This window comes from Streptomyces sp. NPDC001220 (genome assembly GCF_053597895.1).
In genome coordinates, this window is record NZ_JBSFJE010000010.1 from 227000 (window position 1) to 247549 (window position 20550).

18 protein-coding genes and 1 pseudogene are annotated in these 20550 nt (G+C 71.6%); 16 read left to right on the forward strand and 3 right to left on the reverse strand.

Annotated features, from left to right (window positions below):
* The first annotated feature begins 56 nt into the window (after positions 1 to 56).
* The 10 genes from ACWDGI_RS24740 (at position 57) to ACWDGI_RS24785 (ending at position 12490) form a co-directional block, all read left to right on the forward strand.
* Positions 57 to 953, forward strand: a complete 897-nt coding sequence (locus tag ACWDGI_RS24740; RefSeq protein WP_450762380.1) for a hypothetical protein — start codon at positions 57 to 59, stop codon at positions 951 to 953.
* Between the two features lie 174 nt (positions 954 to 1127).
* Complete coding sequence (locus ACWDGI_RS24745) at positions 1128 to 2141, forward strand: EamA family transporter (RefSeq protein ID WP_450762381.1); 1014 nt, start codon at positions 1128 to 1130, stop codon at positions 2139 to 2141.
* A 203-nt stretch (positions 2142 to 2344) separates the two neighbouring features.
* Positions 2345 to 3139: a TIGR03084 family metal-binding protein gene (locus tag ACWDGI_RS24750; protein ID WP_450762383.1), complete on the forward strand. Its 795-nt coding sequence runs from the start codon at positions 2345 to 2347 to the stop codon at positions 3137 to 3139.
* Positions 3136 to 4839: an acyclic terpene utilization AtuA family protein gene (locus ACWDGI_RS24755; RefSeq protein WP_450762385.1), complete on the forward strand. Its 1704-nt coding sequence runs from the start codon at positions 3136 to 3138 to the stop codon at positions 4837 to 4839. Before ACWDGI_RS24750 ends, ACWDGI_RS24755 begins: the two co-directional genes overlap by 4 nt.
* The gene (locus ACWDGI_RS24760) at positions 4836 to 6434 is read left to right on the forward strand and encodes an acyl-CoA carboxylase subunit beta (RefSeq protein WP_450762387.1); all 1599 of its coding nucleotides are present in this window, start codon (positions 4836 to 4838) and stop codon (positions 6432 to 6434) included. Before ACWDGI_RS24755 ends, ACWDGI_RS24760 begins: the two co-directional genes overlap by 4 nt.
* 8 nt (positions 6435 to 6442) lie before the next feature.
* Positions 6443 to 8287 (forward strand): ATP-binding protein, encoded by a 1845-nt coding sequence (locus tag ACWDGI_RS24765; RefSeq protein WP_450762389.1) that lies wholly within the window; start codon positions 6443 to 6445, stop codon positions 8285 to 8287.
* Between the two features lie 54 nt (positions 8288 to 8341).
* Positions 8342 to 9508 carry an acyl-CoA dehydrogenase family protein gene (locus ACWDGI_RS24770; RefSeq protein WP_450762391.1) on the forward strand — a complete coding sequence of 389 codons (1167 nt, stop codon included), beginning with the start codon at positions 8342 to 8344 and terminating at the stop codon, positions 9506 to 9508.
* Positions 9509 to 9525: 17 nt separating this feature from the next.
* Complete coding sequence (locus tag ACWDGI_RS24775) at positions 9526 to 11130, forward strand: 4-coumarate--CoA ligase family protein (RefSeq protein ID WP_450762393.1); 1605 nt, start codon at positions 9526 to 9528, stop codon at positions 11128 to 11130.
* Positions 11127 to 11861, forward strand: coding sequence for an enoyl-CoA hydratase family protein (locus ACWDGI_RS24780; RefSeq protein ID WP_450762395.1), 735 nt, complete (start codon positions 11127 to 11129; stop codon positions 11859 to 11861). Before ACWDGI_RS24775 ends, ACWDGI_RS24780 begins: the two co-directional genes overlap by 4 nt.
* Positions 11849 to 12490, forward strand: coding sequence for a TetR/AcrR family transcriptional regulator (locus ACWDGI_RS24785; RefSeq protein ID WP_450762396.1), 642 nt, complete (start codon positions 11849 to 11851; stop codon positions 12488 to 12490). Before ACWDGI_RS24780 ends, ACWDGI_RS24785 begins: the two co-directional genes overlap by 13 nt.
* A 40-nt stretch (positions 12491 to 12530) precedes the next feature.
* On the opposite strand, the gene ACWDGI_RS24790 is transcribed toward ACWDGI_RS24785, so the two are convergent.
* Entirely contained in the window at positions 12531 to 13169 is a 639-nt protein-coding gene (locus tag ACWDGI_RS24790) for a TetR/AcrR family transcriptional regulator (protein ID WP_450762398.1), read from the reverse strand.
* 229 nt (positions 13170 to 13398) lie between these two features.
* Between ACWDGI_RS24790 and ACWDGI_RS24795 the strand changes: the two genes are divergently transcribed.
* Positions 13399 to 14052, forward strand: a complete 654-nt coding sequence (locus ACWDGI_RS24795; RefSeq protein WP_450762400.1) for a nuclear transport factor 2 family protein — start codon at positions 13399 to 13401, stop codon at positions 14050 to 14052.
* A 167-nt stretch (positions 14053 to 14219) separates the two neighbouring features.
* Here ACWDGI_RS24795 and ACWDGI_RS24800 read toward each other — a convergent pair whose 3' ends face one another.
* Positions 14220 to 15320, reverse strand: a complete 1101-nt coding sequence (locus tag ACWDGI_RS24800) for a citrate synthase 2 (RefSeq protein WP_450762401.1) — start codon at positions 15318 to 15320, stop codon at positions 14220 to 14222.
* Positions 15321 to 15444: 124 nt separating this feature from the next.
* Here ACWDGI_RS24800 and pdxH point away from each other — a divergent pair, with 124 nt between their 5' ends.
* The 4 genes and pseudogenes from pdxH to ACWDGI_RS24820 all read left to right on the forward strand — a co-directional run bounded on the left by pdxH (position 15445) and on the right by ACWDGI_RS24820 (position 18640).
* Positions 15445 to 16158 carry a pyridoxamine 5'-phosphate oxidase gene (gene pdxH / locus ACWDGI_RS24805; protein ID WP_450762403.1) on the forward strand — a complete coding sequence of 238 codons (714 nt, stop codon included), beginning with the start codon at positions 15445 to 15447 and terminating at the stop codon, positions 16156 to 16158.
* Between the two features lie 338 nt (positions 16159 to 16496).
* Positions 16497 to 16901 carry a RidA family protein gene (locus ACWDGI_RS24810; protein ID WP_450762405.1) on the forward strand — a complete coding sequence of 135 codons (405 nt, stop codon included), beginning with the start codon at positions 16497 to 16499 and terminating at the stop codon, positions 16899 to 16901.
* A complete protein-coding gene (locus tag ACWDGI_RS24815; protein ID WP_450762407.1) occupies positions 16898 to 17341 on the forward strand; it encodes an N-acetyltransferase family protein in 444 nt (147 codons plus the stop codon). The genes ACWDGI_RS24810 and ACWDGI_RS24815 overlap by 4 nt, the downstream gene beginning before the upstream one ends.
* A gap of 128 nt (positions 17342 to 17469) precedes the next feature.
* Positions 17470 to 18640, forward strand: a pseudogene (locus tag ACWDGI_RS24820) (PAS domain S-box protein).
* Between the two features lie 20 nt (positions 18641 to 18660).
* Here ACWDGI_RS24820 and ACWDGI_RS24825 read toward each other — a convergent pair.
* The gene (locus ACWDGI_RS24825) at positions 18661 to 19416 is read right to left on the reverse strand and encodes an SIS domain-containing protein (protein ID WP_450762409.1); all 756 of its coding nucleotides are present in this window, start codon (positions 19414 to 19416) and stop codon (positions 18661 to 18663) included.
* Between the two features lie 255 nt (positions 19417 to 19671).
* On the opposite strand from ACWDGI_RS24825, the gene ACWDGI_RS24830 reads away from it, so the two are divergent.
* Entirely contained in the window at positions 19672 to 20364 is a 693-nt protein-coding gene (locus ACWDGI_RS24830) for a metal-dependent transcriptional regulator (RefSeq protein WP_351321325.1), read from the forward strand.
* Positions 20365 to 20550 lie beyond the last annotated feature (186 nt).

Below are 20550 nucleotides of genomic sequence, written 5' to 3' on the forward strand. Positions count from 1 at the left end.
AATGGGCTCGGCCGGGGGCGACCCGCCGGGCCCCTCGCGATCCCAGGGGGATTCACATGCGTATACGCGTCGCGGCCACCGTTCTGTCCGGTGCGGTCGCACTGTCCGCGCTCGCTGTCCCGGTGGCCGCCCAGGCGGCGTCGAGTCCGAGCGCGAAGGCGCAGCTCAGCTCCTTCTTCGCGAACTCCGCGCCCGCCGCGCGCACCGCGCACGCCACGAACTCCGCGCAGACCGTCCGGCCGAAGGACGGAATCGGGAGCATCTCCTTCTCGAAGGGTGTCGTCAACGGCGGCAAGGACATCGTTCTCGGCACCACCACCCAGAAGTCCGTCACCGTCACCTACACCGCCACCAGTTCGAGCGGTGTCGCGCTCACGGAGGCCTTCCTCTGGCAGGGCACCGACCCCTCCAGCGTGGACACCATCTCCGGCGCCCTGGGCACCGACGACGACCCCGTCTGCACCGAGTCGACCACCCAGACCGGCGTCTACAGCTGCAAGGCCGTCTTCAACATCCACACGGCCACCGACATGAAGCACAACGGCGTCGCCGGCACCTGGAAGCTCGCCCTCGGCGGCTACGACCTCTCCGCGAACGCCAGCTTCGACGACAACGTCACCACCGGCAAGATCAAGAAGGCCTCCAAGCTGACCGTCAACGCCACGCCGGAGCCGGTGAAGAAGGGCAAGACCGTCACCGTCACCGGCAAGCTGACGCGCGCCAACTGGGACAACGGCACCTACGGCGGCTACGCGGGCCAGAAGGTGGTGCTGCAGTTCCGCAAGAAGACCAGCAGCACCTACACCAACGTGAAGGGCGTCACCGCCGGCACCGGCGGCGCGCTCAAGACCACGACCAAGGCCACGGTCGACGGGTACTACCGCTTCTCCTTCGCGACCAACGCCACCACCGGTGCCTCGACGGCGGCCGGCGACTACGTCGACGTGAAGTAGCCCCGGGCGGCCTCCGGGGCCCGGCGGGCAAGGGGCCGGGCGGTCCGTCGCCGGGCCTCGGGGGCCGTGACCTGCGGCGAGGCGGGGGTGTGGGCGGTCGGTGGTCAGGACAGTTCCATAAGGGCTTCACGCGCCTGTTCAAGTCCATTACCCTGGACTGAGCAGTGCACCGCAATGAACAACGAGCTCCCTGGACCGCCCGTGACCACCCCCAGCACCTCACAGCCGACGCCCACGTCCACGCCCACGTCCACGCCTGCCGCCGTGTCCGAGCCCGCCGCCGCAGGCGCCACGCACCGGTTCGGCTCGCTCGGCCCCGTCGGCCTGGTGCTGGCCGGCGGGATCTCCGTGCAGTTCGGCGGCGCCCTCGCGGTCACCCTGATGCCCAGGGCCGGTGCGCTCGGTGTGGTGACGCTGCGGCTCCTTGCCGCCGCCATCGTCCTGCTCGTGGTCTGCCGGCCCAGGCTGCGCGGCCACTCCCGCACCGACTGGGGCACGGTGATCGTCTTCGGCATCGCCATGGGTGCGATGAACGGCCTCTTCTACGAGGCCGTCGACCGCATCCCCCTGGGTCCCGCCGTCACCCTCGAAGTGCTGGGCCCGCTGGCCCTGTCGGTGCTGGCCTCCCGACGTGCCGTCAACGCGGTGTGGGCCGGACTCGCCCTGGCCGGTGTCTTCCTCCTCGGCGGCGGAGGCTTCGGCGATCTCGACCCCACAGGTATCGCCTTCGCCCTGGGGGCCGGCGCCATGTGGGCCGCCTACATAGTCTTCAGCGCCCGTACCGGCCGCCGTTTCCCGCAGGCGGACGGCCTCGCCCTGGCCATGGCGGTCGCGGCGCTGCTCTTCCTGCCGCTGGGCATCGCCGAGGCCGGCAGCAGACTCCTCGACCCGACCACCGTCGCCCTCGGCTCGTCGGTCGCGGTGCTCTCCTCCGTCCTGCCCTACACCCTCGAACTGCTCGCCCTGCGCCGGCTTCCCGCGCACACCTTCGCCGTCCTCATGAGCCTGGAACCGGCCATCGCCGCCACCGCCGGCTTCCTCATCCTCGACCAGGCGCTGACCGCCACCCAGGCGGCCGCCATCGCCCTCGTCATCGCCGCCAGCATCGGCGCGGTCCGCACCCAGGTGGGACGCGGCCGGCGACCGGTGGGCGGCGCTCGGCCGGAGGGCAGCGGCAGCGCGCCCTGACAGCCGTCGGACGGCCGCCGGATCCTCCTCACTGTCTGGGCGTCCATTCGCGACCGGCGCGGACTTCGTGCCCGGCCTTCCTCCGGGACGCCGGTTGATGCCGGTTCACGACGGCCGAACCCAGGTGTTGGCCGGCGGGACTCCGCCGCCAATTCATGCAAGCGTGCTTGATTGTTTCTCGGGTCGCTGCCATGCTCCTCCCCATGTCCGAGCCGACGCCCGTCATCGACGACCTGCGTGAGGAGAGCACGGAACTCGACCGGCTGGTAGCCGGGTTGGGAACCGAGCGGTGGACTCTCGCCACCCCCGCGCCCCGCTGGACCATCGCCCACCAGATCGCGCACCTGTACTGGACCGACCGCGCGGCGCTGCTCGCCGTGACGGACGAGGACGGTTTCCGCGCGGAGGCCGAGAAGGCGCTCGGCGCACCCGACACCTTCGTCGACGAGGGTGCCGAGGACGGCGCCCGACTCCCGCCCGCCGAACTGCTGTCCCGCTGGCGCGAGAGCCGGACCGCGCTGGACCGGGCCCTGCGGGAGGCCGCACCCGGCACCCGCTTCCCCTGGTTCGGTCCGCCCATGTCCGCCGCCTCCATGGCCACCGGCCGACTCATGGAGACCTGGGCCCACGGCCAGGACATCGCCGACGCCCTGGGTGTGGTCCGCACCCCCACCGCCCGGCTCGCACATGTGGTCCGGATCGGGGTACGGGCAAGGAACTTCGCGCACCTGGTACAGGGCCTCACCCCGCCCGCCGAGGAGTTCCGGGTGGAGATCACCGGCCCGGACGGCGAGCTGTGGGCCTACGGCCCCGAGGACGCCCCGCAGCGCGTCACCGGCCCCGCACTCGACTTCTGCCTCCTGGTCACCCAGCGCGCCCACCGGACCGACCTCGCCGTGACCGCCGTCGGCGCCGACGCCGACCGCTGGCTCGACATCGCCCAGGCCTTCGCGGGCCCGCCCGGCACCGGCCGCACCCCGAAGGGCGGCACCGAGTGACCCTGCGCATAGGCAACGCCTCCGGCTTCTACGGCGACCGCTTCGACGCCCTGCGCGAGATGCTCGCCGGCGGCGAGCTCGACGTCCTCACCGGCGACTACCTCGCCGAGCTGACCATGCTCATCCTGGGCCGCGACCGGCTGAAGGACCCCGGCGCCGGGTACGCCCGCACCTTCCTCCGCCAGCTGGAGGACTGTCTGGGCCTCGCCCACGAACGCGGCGTACGGATCGTCACCAACGCCGGCGGCCTCAACCCGGCCGGGCTCGCCGACGCGGTACGAAAGTTGGCGGACCGTCTCGGCATCCCCGTGCGTGTCGCACATGTGGAGGGCGACGACCTGACCGCCGCCCACCCCGGCAGCCTCGCCGCCCACGCCTACCTCGGCGGCTTCGGGATCACCGAGTGCCTGCGGGCCGGCGCCGACATCGTGGTCACCGGCCGGGTCACCGACGCCGCCCTCGTCACCGGACCCGCCGCCGCCCACTTCGGCTGGGGGCCGGGGGAGTACGACCGGCTCGCGGGCGCCGTCGTCGCCGGACACGTCCTGGAGTGCGGAACCCAGGCCACCGGCGGCAACTACGCCTTCTTCGCCGAAGCCGGAGCCGAAGCCGAAGCGGGGGCCGGCCGGGACCTGCGGCGGCCCGGCTTCCCGCTCGCCGAACTCCACGAGGACGGCGGCTGCGTCATCACCAAGCACCCCGGCACCGGCGGCTTCGTCGACGTCGGCACGGTGACCGCCCAGCTCCTGTACGAGACCGGCGGCGCCCGGTACGCGGGCCCCGACGTCACCGCCCGCCTCGACACCGTACGGCTGAGCCAGGACGGCCCGGACCGGGTACGGATCGAGGGCGTCCGGGGCGAGGCACCGCCCCCGACCCTCAAGGTCGGCCGCAACCGGCTGGGCGGCTTCCGCAACGAGGTCGTCTTCGTCCTCACCGGCCTCGACATCGAGGCCAAGGCGGCTCTGGTACGGGCGCAGATGGCCGACGCCCTCGCCAAGTCGCCGCCGCAGGAGGTGCGGTGGGAGCTGGTGCGCACCGACCGGGCCGACGCGGACACCGAGGAGACGGCCAGCGCGCTGCTGCGGCTCGTCGTGCGGGACCGGGACCAGGACGCCGTCGGGCGGGCGCTGAGCGGAGCCGCCGTGGAACTGGCCCTCGCCAGCTACCCCGGCTTCCATGTGCTCGCGCCACCCGGGAAGGGCGCGCCCTACGGGGTCTTCGAGGATGTGTACGTCCCCCAGGGCGAGGTGCCCCATATGGCCGTCCTCCACGACGGGCGACGGATCCCTGTGCCGCCGGCCCAGGACATCCTCGTACTGCAGGATGCGCCCGAACCGCCGCTGCCCGAACCGCTTCCGGCCGGACCCACCCGGCGGGCGCCCCTCGGGCTGGTGGCCGGGGCCCGCAGTGGTGACAAGGGCGGGAACGCCAACGTCGGCGTCTGGGCGCGCTCGGACGAGGCCTGGCGCTGGCTCGCGCACACCCTGACCGTCGACGCCTTCCGGCACCTCGTGCCCGAGAGCGGCGAGCTGACCGTGACCCGGCACCTCCTGCCCAACCTCCGCGCCGTCAACTTCACCGTCGAAGGCATCCTCGGCCGGGGTGTGGCCGCCCAACACCGTTTCGACCCCCAGGCCAAGGCCCTCGGCGAATGGCTTCGCTCCCGCCACCTGGACATCCCGGAGGCCCTGCTGTGACGGTCATCGAGACCACACTCGACACCCGCGACCCCGACTACCGGGCGAACCGCGACACCATGCTCGCCAAGCTCACCGACCTGGAGGCCGAGCACGCCAAGGCCCTCGCGGGCGGCGGCGAGAAGTACATCGCGCGGCACCGGGGGCGCGGCAAACTCCTCGCCCGCGAGCGCATCGAACTGCTCCTGGACCCCGACACCCCCTTCCTGGAGCTGTCGCCGCTGGCCGCCTGGGGCAGCGACTACGCCGTCGGCGCCTCGCTCGTCACCGGGATCGGCGTCGTCGAAGGCGTGGAGTGCCTGATCACCGCCAACGACCCGACCGTGCGCGGCGGCGCCAGCAACCCGTGGTCGCTGAAGAAGGCCCTGCGCGCCAACGACATCGCCCTCGCCAACCGGCTGCCCTGCATCAGCCTGGTCGAGTCGGGAGGTGCCGATCTGCCGTCCCAGAAGGAGATCTTCATCCCCGGAGGCGCCATCTTCCGGGACCTCACCCGGCTCTCGGCCGCCGGCATCCCCACCGTCGCCGTCGTCTTCGGCAACTCCACCGCCGGCGGCGCCTACATCCCCGGCATGTCCGACCACGTGATCATGGTCAAGGAGCGCGCGAAGGTCTTCCTCGGCGGACCGCCGCTCGTGAAGATGGCCACCGGCGAGGAGAGCGACGACGAGTCGCTGGGCGGCGCGGAGATGCACGCGCGCGTGTCGGGTCTCGCCGACTACTTCGCCGTCGACGAACCGGACGCGCTGCGGCAGGCACGCCGCGTGGTCGCCCGCCTCAACCACCGCAAGGCGCACCCGGATCCGGGCCCGGCGGAGCCCCCCAAGTACTCCGCCGACGAACTCCTCGGCATCGTCCCCGGCGACCTCAAGATCCCCTTCGACCCGCGCGAGGTGATCGCCCGGCTCGTCGACGCCTCCGACTTCGACGAGTTCAAGCCGCTGTACGGCACCAGTCTCACGACGGGCTGGGCCACCCTGCACGGCTATCCCGTGGGGGTGCTGGCGAACGCCCAGGGCGTCCTGTTCTCCGCGGAGTCGCAGAAGGCCGCCCAGTTCATCCAGCTTGCCAACCAGCGCGACATCCCGCTCCTGTTCCTGCACAACACCACCGGCTACATGGTCGGCAAGGAGTACGAGCAGGGCGGGATCATCAAGCACGGCGCGATGATGATCAACGCGGTCAGCAACAGCCGCGTCCCGCACCTCTCCGTCCTCATGGGCGCCTCCTACGGCGCCGGCCACTACGGCATGTGCGGGCGCGCCTACGACCCCCGGTTCCTGTTCGCCTGGCCCAGCGCCAAGTCGGCCGTCATGGGCCCGCAGCAGCTCGCCGGCGTGCTCTCGATCGTCGCCCGCCAGTCGGCCGCCGCGAAGGGGCAGCCGTACGACGAGGACGGCGACGCGGCCCTGCGCGCCATGGTCGAGCAGCAGATCGAGTCCGAGTCGCTGCCCATGTTCCTGTCCGGTCGGCTGTACGACGACGGCGTCATCGACCCGCGTGACACCCGCACCGTCCTCGGCCTGTGCCTGTCCGCCATCCACACCGCCCCCTACGAGGGCGCGCGGGGCGGCTTCGGCGTCTTCCGGATGTGAGGGATCACATGATTTCGACCCTGCTGGTCGCCAACCGCGGCGAGATCGCCTGCCGGATCTTCCGCACCTGCGCCGAACTCGGCGTCAAGACCGTCGCCGTGCACTCGGACGCCGACGAGAACGCGCTCCACGCGCGCGTGGCCGACGCCGCGGTACGGCTGCCGGGCGCCACGCCCGCGGACACCTACCTGCGCGGCGACCTGGTGGTGAAGGCCGCCGTGAGCACCGGCGCGGACGCCGTGCACCCCGGGTACGGCTTCCTCTCCGAGAACGCCGACTTCGCCCGCGCCGTCCTCGACGCCGGCCTGGTCTGGATCGGGCCGCCCCCCGAGGCGATCGAGGCGATGGCGTCCAAGACGCGCGCCAAGGAGCTGATGGGGATCGCGCCGCTCGGCGAGGTCACCGAGTCCGACCTGCCGGTGCTGGTGAAGGCGGCCGCGGGCGGCGGGGGGCGCGGGATGCGCATCGTGCGCCGCCTCGAGGAGCTGAGCGCCGCGCTGGAGGGCGCACGCGCCGAGGCCGCGAGCGCCTTCGGTGACGGCGAGGTCTTCGTCGAGCCCTACCTCGAACGCGGCCGCCACGTGGAGGTGCAGATCCTCGCCGACGCGCACGGCACGGTGTGGCCGCTGGGCACCCGCGACTGCTCACTCCAGCGCAGACACCAGAAGGTGATCGAGGAGGCGCCGGCGCCCGGGCTTCCCGAAGGGCTCACGAAGGAGCTGTACGCGCTGGCCGTGCGCGCCGCGCGCGCCGTCTCCTACGTCGGCGCGGGCACCGTCGAGTTTCTCGTCGCCGACGGCAAGGCCCACTTCCTGGAGATGAACACCCGCCTCCAGGTGGAACACCCCGTCACCGAGGCCGTCTTCGGCCTCGACCTGGTCGCCGAACAGATCCGCGTCGCCGAGGGCCACGCCCTCCCGCTCGAAGCCCCACAGGCGCACGGCCACGCGATCGAGGCCCGCCTCTACGCCGAGGACCCCGCCCGTGACTGGGCCCCGCAGACCGGCACCCTGCACCGCCTCGCCGTCCCCGGCAGTGTCCGTCTGGACACCGGCTACACCGACGGCGACGAGATCGGCGTGCACTACGACGCGATGCTCGCCAAAGTGGTCGCGCACGCCCCCACGCGCGCGGAAGCGCTGCGCAAGCTGGCGCACGCGCTCGACAGCACCACCCTGCACGGCCCCACCACCAACCGCGACCTCCTCGTCCGCTCCCTGCGCCACGAGGAGTTCACCGCGGCCCGCATGGACACCGGCTTCTACGACCGCCACCTCACCACCCTCACGGCGCCCGCCGCCGACCCGCACGCCCCCCTCGCGGCCGCCCTGGCCGACGCCCACGGCCGCTCCCGCTTCGGCGGCTGGCGCAACGTCTCCTCCCAGCCGCAGACCAAGCGCTACCTGATGGCGGGCGAGGAGCACGAGGTCCACTACCGGCACACGCGCGAGGGCCTCACGGCGGACGGCGTACGGGTGGTGCACGCCGGCGCGGACCTGGTCGTACTCGACATCGACGGCGTACGCCGACGGTTCGAGGTGTCGACGTACGGCGACCAGGTCCACGTCAACAACATCGCCCTCACCGCCCTCCCCCGCTTCCCCGACCCGAAAGCCCAACTGGCACCCGGTTCGCTCCTGGCACCGATGCCGGGCACGGTCGTACGGATCGCGGAGGGGCTGGCAGAGGGAGCCCCGGTGGAGTCCGGGCAGCCACTGATGTGGCTCGAAGCCATGAAGATGCAGCACCAGATCACCGCCCCGGTGACGGGAACGCTGAGCGAACTGCGGGTGGTGGTCGGCCAACAGGTCGAGCCCGGTTCGCTGCTGGCGGTGGTGCAAGCGCCCCTCTAGGGGCGCGGGGAACTGCGCGAGAAACCACGACGATCCCGCACTCGAAGGAGCACCGTGCCCCCCCAGATCGAATCCGACGAGCACAAGGCACTCCGCGAAGCGGTGGCCACCCTCGGCAAGAAGTACGGCCGCGCCTACATCACCCGCACCATCGCGGAGGGCCGCCCGCCCACCGAACTCTGGCAGGAGGCAGGAAAGCTCGGCTACCTCGGCGTCAACCTCCCGGAGGAACACGGCGGCGGAGGCGGCGGCATCACCGACCTCTCCATCGTGCTCGAAGAACTCGGCGCCGCGGGCTCCCCGCTCCTCATGCTGGTGGTCTCCCCCGCGATCTGCGGCACGGTGATCGCCCGCTTCGGAACCGAGGCCCAGAAGACCCGATGGCTCCCCGCGATAGCGGACGGTTCCCGCCTGATGGCCTTCGGCATCACCGAACCCGACGCCGGCTCCAACTCCCACCGCATCACCACCACCGCCCGCCGCGACCCCGACACCGGCGACTGGCTGCTCACCGGCCGCAAGGTCTTCATCTCCGGCGTCGACATGGCCGACGCCGTCCTGATCGTCGGCCGCACCGAGGACGCCCGCACCGGCCGCCTCAAGCCCTGCCTGTTCATCGTCCCGACCGACGCCGAGGGCTTCCACAAGCACCCCATCGACATGGAACTCAACGCCGCCGAGAAACAGTTCGAGCTGGTCCTCGACGACGTACGGCTGCCCGCCGACGCACTCGTCGGCGACGAGGACGCGGGCCTCCTGCAACTCTTCGCCGGACTCAACCCCGAGCGGATCATGACGGCCGCCTTCGCGATCGGCATGGGGCGCTACGCACTGTCCAAGGCGATCGAGTACGCGCGCGAGCGCACCGTCTGGAAAACCCCCATCGGCGCCCACCAGGCCATCGCACACCCCCTCGCCCAGGCGCACATCGACCTCGAACTCGCCCGCCTGATGATGCAGAAGGCCGCACACCTCTACGACGCCGGGGATGACATCGGCGCAGGTGAGGCGGCCAACATGGCCAAGTACGCGGCGGGCGAGGCGTGCGTGCGCGCCGTCGACCAGGCCGTGCACACCCTCGGCGGCAACGGGCTCACCCGGGAATTCGGGCTCGCTTCGTTGATAACAGCGGCGCGCGTGGCTCGTATTGCTCCGGTGAGCAGGGAGATGATTCTCAACTACGTCTCCCACCAGACCCTGGGCCTGCCCAAGTCGTACTAGGCCGCCTTGGAGGAACCGTGTTCCGCAGCGAGTACGCAGACGTCCCGCCCGTAGAACTCCCCATCCACGAGGCGGTGCTGGGCCGGGCCGCCGCGTTCGGTGACACGCCCGCCCTGATCGACGGCACCGACGGCACCACCCTCACCTACGAACAACTGGACCGGTTCCACCGCAGGATCGCCGCCGCACTCGCCGACGCCGGTGTCCGCAAAGGCGATGTACTCGCCCTGCACAGCCCGAACACGGTCGCCTTCCCGACGGCGTTCTACGCGGCCACGCGCGCGGGTGCCTCCGTCACCACCGTGCACCCCCTCGCGACGCCCGAGGAGTTCGCCAAACAGCTCAAGGACTCCGCGGCCCGCTGGATCGTCACCGTCTCACCGCTGCTGGAGGCCGCCCGCCGGGCCGCCGAACTGGCCGGCGGCGTAGCGGAGATATTCGTCTGCGACAGCGCGCCCGGGCACCGCTCACTGATCGACATGCTGGCCGGCGACGCCCCCGAACCACAGGTCGACATCGACCCCGCCGACGACGTCGCCGCACTGCCGTACTCCTCCGGCACCACGGGCATCCCCAAGGGCGTGATGCTCACCCACCGGCAGATCGCCACCAACCTCGCCCAACTGGAACCCGCCGTCCCCACCGGCCCCGGCGACCGCATCCTGGCCGTACTGCCCCTCTTCCACATCTACGGCCTCACCGCGCTCATGAACGCGCCCCTGCGGATGGGCGCCACCGTCGTCGTACTGCCCCGCTTCGACCTGGAGACCTTCCTCGCGGCCATCCAGAACCACCGCATCACCGGCCTGTACGTCGCCCCGCCGATCGTCCTCGCCCTCGCCAAGCACCCGCTGGTCGAGCAGTACGACCTGTCCTCCCTGAAGTACGTCATGAGCGCCGCCGCACCCCTGGACGCCCGCCTCGCCGCCGCCTGCTCCGAGCGCCTCGGCCTGCCGCCCGTCGCACAGGCCTACGGCATGACGGAACTCTCGCCCGGCACCCACGTCGTCCCGCTCGACGCCATGCACCACGCGCCGCCCGGCACCGTCGGCAAACTCATCGCCGGCACCGAGATGCGGATCGTCTCCCTCGACGACCCGCACAAGGACCTCGGCACCGACGAACCCGGCGAGATCCTCATCCGCGGCCCGCAGGTCATGAAGGGCTACCTCGGCCGGCCCGACGCCACCGCCGCGATGATCGACCCCGACGGCTGGCTGCACACCGGGGACGTCGGGCACGCCGACGCCGACGGCTGGCTGTTCGTCGTCGACCGGGTCAAGGAACTCATCAAGTACAAGGGCTTCCAGGTGGCACCCGCCGAACTGGAGGCACTCCTGCTCACCCACCCCGGCATCGCCGACGCCGCCGTCGTCGGCGCCTACAACGAGGACGGCAACGAGATCCCGCACGCCTTCGTCGTCCGCCAGCCCACCGCCGCCCACCTCACCGAGAACGAGACCATGCTCTACGTCGCCGAACGCGTCGCACCCTACAAACGCGTCCGCAAGGTCACCTTCATCGCCGGCGTGCCCCGCGCGGCCTCCGGGAAAATACTCCGCCGCGAACTGCGCGCACTCGGGCGGACCGCAGCACACGGGGAACCGGGGGAGCGGCCATGACGTTGATCGGACAGACACGCGCGCGTGCCGTCGCCACCCTCAGCCTCGACTCCGCCCCCACCCGCAACGCCCTGTCCGCCGCCTTCGTCGCCGAACTCGCCGAGGCCCTCACCGACTGCGCCAAGGACCCCGACATCCGCGCGGTCGTCCTCACCCACACCGGTACGACCTTCTGCGCCGGCGCCGACCTGCGCGACCCGCCCCACCCCGACGCCCTCGTCGGCCTCCTGCGCCAGATCGTCGAACTGCCCAAACCCGTCGTAGCCCGTATCACCGGCCACGTCCGCGCCGGCGGCCTCGGCCTCCTCGCCGCCTGCGACATCGCCGCCGCCTCCACGGAAGCCACCTTCGCCTTCACCGAGGTACGCATCGGCGTCGCCCCCGCCGTCATCTCCCTGACCCTGCTCCCGCGCACCGACCCCCGCGCCCTGGCCCGCTACTACCTCACCGGCGAACGCTTCGACGCCCCCGAAGCCGTGCGTCTCGGCCTCCTCACCACCACCGCCGACGACGTCGACACCGCCCTCGAACCCGTCCTCGACGGCCTCCGCCGCTCCGCCCCCCAGGCCCTGACCGAGACGAAACAGCTGCTCACAGCTAGGGTGCTGGAGACATTCGACCGAGACGCGGCCGACCTGACCGCGCTCTCGGCCCGGCTGTTCTCCTCCGACCAGGCCCGCGAGGGGATGACGGCCTTCCTCGAACGACGGGATGCGGCGTGGGTGGTGTGAGTACGGCCGGCGTGAAAACGGCGGAACACGCGCGCGGACCTCAACAGGACCGCGCCCCCAAACAGGACCGCAGCCGGGCCACCAGGCAACGGCTCCTGGAAGCCGCCGTGGCCTGCCTCGCCGAACACGGCTGGGCGGGCTCCACGGTCGCCGTCGTCGCCGAACGCGCCGGCGTCTCCCGGGGCGCCGCCCAGCACCACTTCCCCACCCGCGAGGACCTCTTCACCGCCGCCGTCGAATACGTCGCCGAAGAACGCTCCACCGCCCTGCGCGACCTGTTCCCGCAGGGCACGGCCGACGACCGCCGGGCCGTGGTCCGCGCCCTCGTCGACCTCTACACCGGCCCCCTCTTCCGCGCCGCCCTCCACCTCTGGGTCGCCGCGTCCAACGAGGACCAGCTCCGCCGCCGCGTCACCGAACTCGAAGCCCGCGTGGGCCGCGAGACCCACCGCATCGCCGTGGACCTCCTGTCCGCCGACGAATCCCGCCCCGGCACCCGGGAAACCGTCCAGGGCCTCCTCGACATGGCGAGGGGCCTCGGCCTGGCCAACCTCCTGACGGACGACGCGGCGAGGAGGGAGCGGGTGGTGGCGCAATGGGCGGCACTGCTGGACGAGACGCTGGGCTGAGTACCCCTCCGGGCGGCGGCTCCACCGGCCCGCGGACCGGTCAGCTGCCGACGGCGACGTCCCCGCGGAACGCCCCGGCCACCACGGGGACCAGCCGCCGTTCGATCTGCTCGGCGGACATGGCGGCCAGCTCGGTGCCGATGGGTGCCAGCGCGAGCCAGTTCAGCAGGCCGGCCGCGCAGCGCGTGCGGAAGACCAGTTCCTGCTCGTCCACTCCGTGAAGGTTCGGTGCCAGCACCCGGACGGCCCCCCGGCGGCTCCGGTCGAACTTGCCGTTCAGCCGCTCCCACCCCTGGGGCGGATCGATGCCGACCCGCGCCACGGTCCGCATCACGGCCAGGTCCTGTCCGCCGGCCGCCAGTGCCCGCACCATCGGCCGGGCGAACGCCGTCGCCACCTCGTGGAGCGTCGCAGCGGGGGCGAGGGAATCCAGTTCCAGGATCTTCTCGTCCAGATACCGTTCCAGCGCGTGTTCTATCGCGGAGTCGCACAGCGCCTTCAGTGACCCGTAGTGGTAACTCACCGCGGCGACGTTGGCTCCGGCGCGCTCGGTGATCTCGCGGAGGGTCACGCCCTCCTGGCCTCGCTGCGAGAGCAACTCCAGGGCGGCCGTCTGCAGGCCGTCCCGGGTGCGCTGCCCGGCCTCCCGGCGCAGGTCCGTCTTCTCCACCCGTGTCATGCAATGTACTCAATCATATGTTTGAGTACATCGTCAACAGCCGTGCCATGGAGCGGGGTTGAACGCCGATCGCGTCTCCTGTGGCTGCCCGGCCAGGGAATTCAAACAATGGCTTGACAGTCCCGTGTCGACGTTCATAAGGTCAAGCGAGCGTTTGAATTACTAAGGACGCGAGAGAGACCGCTGCGACGGATCTCGAATCCCGCGTACTCATCTGGAGGAACACGACATGAAGCTGCTCAGCCGGAAGTCGATCACCGCCGCGACCGCGGTAGCCGTCCTCGGTGGTCTTTCCATCGCCGCCGTGCCGTCACAGGCGGCGAGCCCCGCCCCCCACCGGGCAGCGGTCCACGGCAGCGCGGCCGCCCCGACCCTGACCGCGCGCCAGCTGGCCAGGCTGCCGCTCACCGACCGGCACCTGACCAAGCACGAGAAGGCCAACCTCGCGGTCGTCCTGCGCGACTACTACGTGGCGGAAGGCAGCCACATCGACGTCCCGACGTTCGTCAACAGCTTCACCAAGGACGGCGTCTTCAACGACATGGTCGCCGGTCAGGCCTATCAGGGGAAGGCGCTCGGCAACGTCCTGCCCTACATGAAGGGCCTCTTCTCCAACGTTCACCGCGACCTCAGGCGCATCACCGTGAACGGCGACGTGATCAGCATCGAGCTGTCGATCCAGGGCACGTTCGACGGGCAGCTCCAGGCGCCGACCGGCGGCGTCGTCAAGGGGAACGGCCACAAGGTCGACGCGCCGACCGCCGACTTCTGGTACCTGAAGAACGGCAAGGTCAAGATGTTCAACTGCTTCGTCGGGTACTCGAAGATGTACCACGACATGGGCGTGGACTTCGACTGGGCCTCGGCCGTCAACAAGCACTGACCGCTCACCTGGCGGGTGATGCCCGGCGCCACCGGCCGCGCGTCACCCGCCGAGCTCGACCGCGGGCCGCCGGCCGTCGGGCCGCCGGCCCGAACCGGGCGATCCGGTGCCTGGTCCAGGGACCGAGGCCAACGCCCCGGTCCAAGGCCCCAGACCAACGCCCCGGACTAGTGGGCGATATCCCCGTACCCCTCGATGTCCTGAGGCCTCCGGACCCCCGGCCCCACATACTCCGCCGACGGCCGCACCAACCGCCCCGTCCGCTTCTGCTCGAGAATGTGGGCCGACCACCCAGCGGTGCGCGCACACGTGAACATCGACGTGAACATGTGCGCCGGCACCTCCGCGAAGTCCAGCATGATCGCCGCCCAGAACTCCACATTGGTGGCGAGCACACGATCCGGCCGACGGTTGTGGAGCTCCTCCAGCGCCGCCTTCTCCAACGCCTCCGCGATCTCGAACCGCGGCGCCCCCAGCTCCCGCGCCGTCCGCCGCAGCACCCGCGCCCGCGGATCCTCCGCCCGGTACACCCGGTGCCCGAACCCCATCAGCCGCTCACCCCGGTCCAGCGCGCCCTTGACGTATGCCTCGGCGTCCCCGGTCCGCTCGATCTCCTCGATCATCCCCAGCACCCGGGACGGCGCACCCCCGTGCAACGGCCCCGACATCGCGCCCACCGCACCCGACAGCGCGGCGGCGACGTCCGCACCCGTGGACGCGATGACCCGCGCGGTGAAGGTCGACGCGTTCATCCCGTGCTCGGCGGCCGACGTCCAGTACGCGTCCACGGCCGCCACATGCTTGGGATCCGGCTCCCCACGCCACCGGATCATGAACCGCTCCACGACCGAGTTCGCCTTGTCGATCTCCCGCTGCGGCACCATCGCCAGCCCCTGCCCGCGCGCGGACTGGGCGACGTACGACAGCGCCATGACCGCGGCCCGCGCCAGGTCGTCCCGGGCCTGCTCCGCGTCGATGTCGAGCAGCGGCTTGAGGCCCCACACCGGGGCGAGCATGGCGAGCGCGGACTGGACGTCCACCCGGATGTCACCCGAATGGACCGGGATCGGGAACGGCTCGGCGGCCGGCAGACCGGGATTGAAGGCACCGTCGACCAGCAGCCCCCAGACGTTCCCGAACGAGACGTGCCCGACCAGATCCTCGATGTCGACGCCCCGGTACCGCAGGGCGCCCCCCTCCTTGTCCGGTTCGGCGATCTCGGTCTCGAACGCGACGACTCCTTCGAGCCCAGGTACGAAGTCGGACATGGGGCGGCTCCTCAATGAGGTGTACGGCGGAGGCATCTGCACCATAACCCCGAGTGCCAGCATTGGGGAGCCCAGCGGCACTCAGTGCCATGTTGGCTCTGCGCCACATGTGGCCCCCACCCGTATGCGCATACGGCAGGATGACCGCGTGACCGACCCCGACGCCGCCGCCGCCGACCCCATCCTCAACCCCGCGCTGATGCGCAAGCACTACCAGGCCGAGGGCCTCGACGAGAGCGACCTCGCCGCGCACCCCATGGACCAGTTCACCCGCTGGTTCGAACAAGCCGTGCGGGCGGCCGCCGACGGCATGATCTACGAACCCAACGCGATGATCGTCTCCACCGCCGACGCCGAGGGCCACCCCAGCTCACGCACGGTCCTGATGAAGCAGTACGACAACCAGGGCTTCGTCTTCTACACCAACTACGACTCCCGCAAGGCCCAGGACCTCGCCGCGAACCCCCACATCTCGCTGCTCTTCCCCTGGCACGCGATCGCCCGTCAGATCATCGTCACCGGCACCGCCCGCCGCACCGGCCGCGACGAGACCGCCGCCTACTTCCGGACCCGCCCGCACGGCTCCCAGCTCGGCGCCTGGGCCAGCGCCCAGTCCTCGGTCGTCCGCTCCCGCACCGAACTCGATGCCGCCTACGCCGACCTGAGCGCCCGCTACCCCGAGGGCGAACAGGTCCCGGTCCCCCCGCACTGGGGCGGCTTCCGCATCGAACCCCGCACCGTCGAGTTCTGGCAGGGCCGCCACAACCGCCTCCACGACCGCCTCCGCTACGGCACCGCCCCCGACGGCACCTGGCACGTGGAGCGCCTCAGCCCCTGAGTCCGGCCCCCTGAAACGCAGACGACCCGCGAACTCGAGGTCCCTCCGTCTGACGACGGAGAAGCCGGCCGGACGTACCGGCGAGTTCGCGGGTCGGGTGACTGCCTGGGATTGGGCCGGCTGCACGCGTCTGTCACGTGCTGGTCCGGCACCGCACTCGGTGTGGTGACGGGCCGCTAGCCCGCAGCCACCTCACGCGTCCGGTTCTCATACATCTGCCGAACCACCTCCCTTCTCGTGTACCCCACACATTAGGAAGCCGCAGGGGCCGGTTCAACTGATTTTTTCGGGATGTCTGCGGCCGCGGCTTCCAGGGGCGGTCGTCTAGCGTTTCGTACATGACAAAGCGGCAGGTGATTCTCGACGGGTCCGTGTTCGAGGAGCAGATCGGGTATGCGCGGGCCGTGGTGGACGGGGACTGGGTGCATGTGTCCGGGACCACGGGGTTCGACTACGCGGAGATGACCATCTCCGAGGACGTGGTGGAGCAGGCCGAGCAGTGTCTGCGGAACATCGGGGCGGCGCTGGCCGAGGCCCGCTGCGGGTTCAAGGATGTGGTGCGGGTGCGCTACCTGCTGCCCGTGCGGGAGGACTTCGAGCCGTGCTGGCCGGCGTTGCGGCGGGTGTTCGGGGACGTGCGGCCGGCCGCGACGATGATGGTGTGCGGGCTGGCGGATCCGCGGATGAAGATCGAGATCGAGGTGTACGCCCGGCGGGCGGGAGGAGAGGCGGGGGACGCGTGAGTGGTGTGCTGAGGGTCGTCGGCGTGGGTGGGGACGAAGCGCTGGAGGAGTGGCGGTACGTGCACAACGTCGTCGTACCGCCGGCCGCGATGTCGGCTGCCGAGGCGCGGGAGCGGCTGGCACGGGGATACCGGCTGGAGAACGCGTACCTCGGGGACGTTCTCGTGGGGTGTTCGACCGTGCGGCCCGCGGTCGACGGCGCGGTGACCGTGATCGCGCGGGTGCTGCCGGGGTTTCGGCGGCGGGGGTTCGGCAAGGCGTTGTACGAGCGTGGGCTCGCGCACGCGCGCGTGCAGGGTGCACAGGCCGTCGAGACGTGTGTGCTGGCGGTCAACCAGGACGGGCTGCGGTTCGCCGGACGGTGCGGGTTCGTCGAGGTGGAGCGGTATGTGCTCGACGGAGGGGACGATGAGTGGGTGGATCTTCGGCTCGGGTTGTGAGCGTCGGCTTGCAACGATTCCTTCAATCTTGTGGGAACACGGTGTGGGCTGCGTCACGTTCGAGTTGAATGAAGGGCAGCGAGGAACCGGCGCGCCGTGCGTGCGGACGCAGCCTGATGGGGGTCCAGGTGAGTGCTTCCCGGCGTAGTGGGACCACCGACGAGCTGGGGCCCGACGAGCCCGAGCCGGAACCGGAGCGGGACGGTCCGGAGGACTCGGGCGGGTCCGATCTGCTCGCCGCGCTCCTCGACGGCATGGACGCGGCCCTGTGCGCGTTCGACGCGGACGGCTTCGTCACGCACTGGAACCGTGAGGCCGAGCGGATCCTGGGGTGGTCGGCGGCCGAGGCGGTGGGCCGGCACGGGTTCGCCGGGTGGGCGGTGCGTCAGGCGGACGCCGACGAGGTCGAGGGGCGGCTGCTGTCGGCCATGCACGCCCCGGGACGCGCTCGGGACGGGGCGCACGTCGGCGCTGGGGCGCCCGCTCGGGGAGCTGCTGGCGCAGGGCGTGGAGGATCTGGAGGGCGCGCTCACGCATGTGCTGGCCGAGGGCGCGCCGCCCGCGCCGGCCGAGATGTGGGTGAGCGTGCGGACGGCGGAGGGCGAGGAGCGGCGCTGCTGGCGGTCCGGGTTCGTACGGCTGGCGTCGCCGCTCGCGGAGGAGCCGGTGCCGCTCGGGGTCGGCTGGCTGTTCCAGGACGTCACGGAGGCCAAGCAGGCCGAGCAGGAGGCGGCCGTGCTGCGCTTCCGGGCCAACCAGCTGCATCGTGCGGGCCGTGCGGCCTCCGAGTGCGAGGACCCGGTGGAGGCGGCCACCGTCCATCTGGACTTCGCGCTGGCGGGGTTCGCCGATCACGCGGTGGTCGACCGGGTGGTGGGCGGTGCCCGGGCGGACGGGGACGTGGGCCCGGTACGGCTGGTGCGGATCGCGGCCACGCCGTCCGGGTCGCCGGGGCCGAGCCTGCTGACGGGCGCGGCGGGGCTGCCGGTGCGCTACGAGGAGGGGCATCCGGCGCTGCAGTGCGTGGCGCGCGCCGGGAGCGTGCGGGCGGACGCCGGGAGTGTGCCGGCGGATCGTGCGCGGGCGTGGGCGCTGGAGCGGCAGTGGCCGGGGGACGCGGTGCACGCGTTGTGCGCGGTGCTGCGCAGCCGGGGACGGACGCTGGGCGTGCTGACGTTCCTGCGCGGGTCGGGGCGCAGCCGCTTCGAGCGGGTGGACGCGACGTACGCGGAGGACGTGGCGGTGCGGATCGCCACGGCGCTGGATCTGGCCCAGCTGGCGAAGGAACGGCAGCAGTAGCGGCAGCTCGGCGCCGGGCCTCAGTGCTGGTAGAAGATCCGGTCGCCGTACTCCTCGAAGACGCGGGCGTTCCATTCGTGGCCGCCGTCGACGTTGCCGGAGCGCAGCAACGGGGGCTCGATGCCGCGGGCGGCGAGCGTGGCCGCGGTGGTGGCCAGGACCGCCTGGAGCAGGGCGCTGGTGACGACCGTGGAGGCGGGGGCGAAGGGGGCCGGGATGGTGTCGAGGGTGAGTTCGGCGTCGCCGATGGCGATCTTCGAGTCGAGTACGACGTCGCAGTGGTCCTTGAGGAACGTGCCGGAGGAGTGCCGGGAGGCGGTCTCGGCGGCGTAGGCCACGGAGGTCACGCCGATGACCTTGGCGCCGCGGGTGCGGGCGGTGACGGCCATCTCGACGGGCAGGGCGTTGCGGCCGGACAGGGAGATGATCACGAGGGTGTCGCCGGCGCGCAGGGGCGAGGTGTCCAGGACGGCGGTGGCGAGTCCGTCGACGCGTTCCAGGCGGGAGCCGAGGGTCGCGGGCATCACGTCGACGCCGACGAGGCCGGGGGCGGCCAGGAGGTTCATGAGGGCGAGGCCGCCCGCACGGTAGACGACGTCCTGGGCGGCGAGGGACGAGTGCCCGGCGCCGAAGGCGAACAGCCGGCCGCCGGCGGCGACGGTGTCGGCGAGGAGGGTGCCGGCGGCGGTGATGGCCTCGGCCTCCTCGTCGCGGACGCGTTGCAGGAGTCCGATCGCGGCGTCGAAGAACAGGTCGGCGGGTGTGCCGTCGCTCATGCGGTGCCCCTTTGCGCGGTCGACGCCGTGGTCCGTGGCGCGGAGGTCCGTGGCACGGAAGTCTGTGTCGCGGATCACCCTCCGGTCTGGACCATCTCGGTGTCAATACGGCCGGGGGCGGCAGCGGCGGGCCCGGGATGCCCGGTCCCTGTTTTCCCCGCGTCCCCCGCTTGTCAGTGGGATCCGGCAGAATTGGTGACAGGGCCAGCGCACGCACGCGGCCGGGCTTCCGGCAGAGGTAATCGAGGGGCACGTATGTCCGGACTGATCGACACCACGGAGATGTATCTCCGCACCATCCTCGAGCTTGAAGAGGAAGGCGTGGTCCCCATGCGCGCCCGCATCGCGGAGCGGCTCGACCAGAGCGGGCCGACGGTGAGCCAGACGGTGGCGCGGATGGAGCGGGACGGCCTGGTGTCCGTCGCCAGCGACCGCCATCTGGAGCTGACCGACGAGGGCCGCCGGCTGGCGACCCGCGTGATGCGCAAGCACCGGCTCGCCGAGTGCCTGCTGGTCGACGTGATCGGCCTGGAGTGGGAGCAGGTGCACGCCGAGGCGTGTCGCTGGGAGCACGTGATGAGCGAGGCGGTGGAGCGGCGGGTGCTGGAGCTGCTGCGCCACCCGACCGAGTCGCCGTACGGCAACCCGATCCCGGGCCTGGAGGAGCTGGGCGAGAAGGACGGCGCGGACCCGTTCCTCGACGAGGGCATGGTCTCGCTGGCCGACCTGGATCCGGGTGCGGACGGCAAGACCGTGGTCGTACGCCGGATCGGTGAGCCCATCCAGACCGACGCGCAGCTGATGTACACGCTGCGGCGGGCGGGTGTGCAGCCCGGTTCGGTGGTGAGCGTGACGGAGGCGGCCGGCGGGGTGCTGGTGGGCAGCGGCGGGGAGGCGGCCGAGCTGGAGGCGGACGTCGCCTCCCATGTGTTCGTCGCCAAGCGCTGAGTACCGGCGAACCGGAGCCTCTCTCAACTTCCGCTGCTCGTAGGTGAGTTGACGCCCCCTCTCGGCTTCTCCGCGGGATCTGTCGAACGCGTCGAATCCAAGATTCAGTGCTCCGAATCGCAGCGCTCGAACGATTCGCGTGCGAGGCTGTCGCGAGAGGCATATGACCTGAGGGGGCGGGGAGGA

Excerpts from the sequence above, each read along its gene's own strand:
- ACWDGI_RS24740 (WP_450762380.1), top strand. The coding sequence starts at position 57 with ATGCGTATACGCGTCGCGGCCACCGTTCTGTCCGGTGCGGTCGCACTG.
- ACWDGI_RS24745 (WP_450762381.1), top strand. The coding sequence starts at position 1,128 with ATGAACAACGAGCTCCCTGGACCGCCCGTGACCACCCCCAGCACCTCA.
- ACWDGI_RS24750 (WP_450762383.1), top strand. The coding sequence starts at position 2,345 with ATGTCCGAGCCGACGCCCGTCATCGACGACCTGCGTGAGGAGAGCACG.
- ACWDGI_RS24765 (WP_450762389.1), top strand. The coding sequence starts at position 6,443 with ATGATTTCGACCCTGCTGGTCGCCAACCGCGGCGAGATCGCCTGCCGG.
- ACWDGI_RS24780 (WP_450762395.1), top strand. The coding sequence starts at position 11,127 with ATGACGTTGATCGGACAGACACGCGCGCGTGCCGTCGCCACCCTCAGC.
- ACWDGI_RS24790 (WP_450762398.1), bottom strand. The coding sequence starts at position 13,169 with ATGACACGGGTGGAGAAGACGGACCTGCGCCGGGAGGCCGGGCAGCGC.
- ACWDGI_RS24795 (WP_450762400.1), top strand. The coding sequence starts at position 13,399 with ATGAAGCTGCTCAGCCGGAAGTCGATCACCGCCGCGACCGCGGTAGCC.
- ACWDGI_RS24800 (WP_450762401.1), bottom strand. The coding sequence starts at position 15,320 with ATGTCCGACTTCGTACCTGGGCTCGAAGGAGTCGTCGCGTTCGAGACC.
- pdxH (WP_450762403.1), top strand. The coding sequence starts at position 15,445 with ATGCGCATACGGCAGGATGACCGCGTGACCGACCCCGACGCCGCCGCC.
- ACWDGI_RS24810 (WP_450762405.1), top strand. The coding sequence starts at position 16,497 with ATGACAAAGCGGCAGGTGATTCTCGACGGGTCCGTGTTCGAGGAGCAG.
- ACWDGI_RS24825 (WP_450762409.1), bottom strand. The coding sequence starts at position 19,416 with ATGAGCGACGGCACACCCGCCGACCTGTTCTTCGACGCCGCGATCGGA.
- ACWDGI_RS24830 (WP_351321325.1), top strand. The coding sequence starts at position 19,672 with ATGTCCGGACTGATCGACACCACGGAGATGTATCTCCGCACCATCCTC.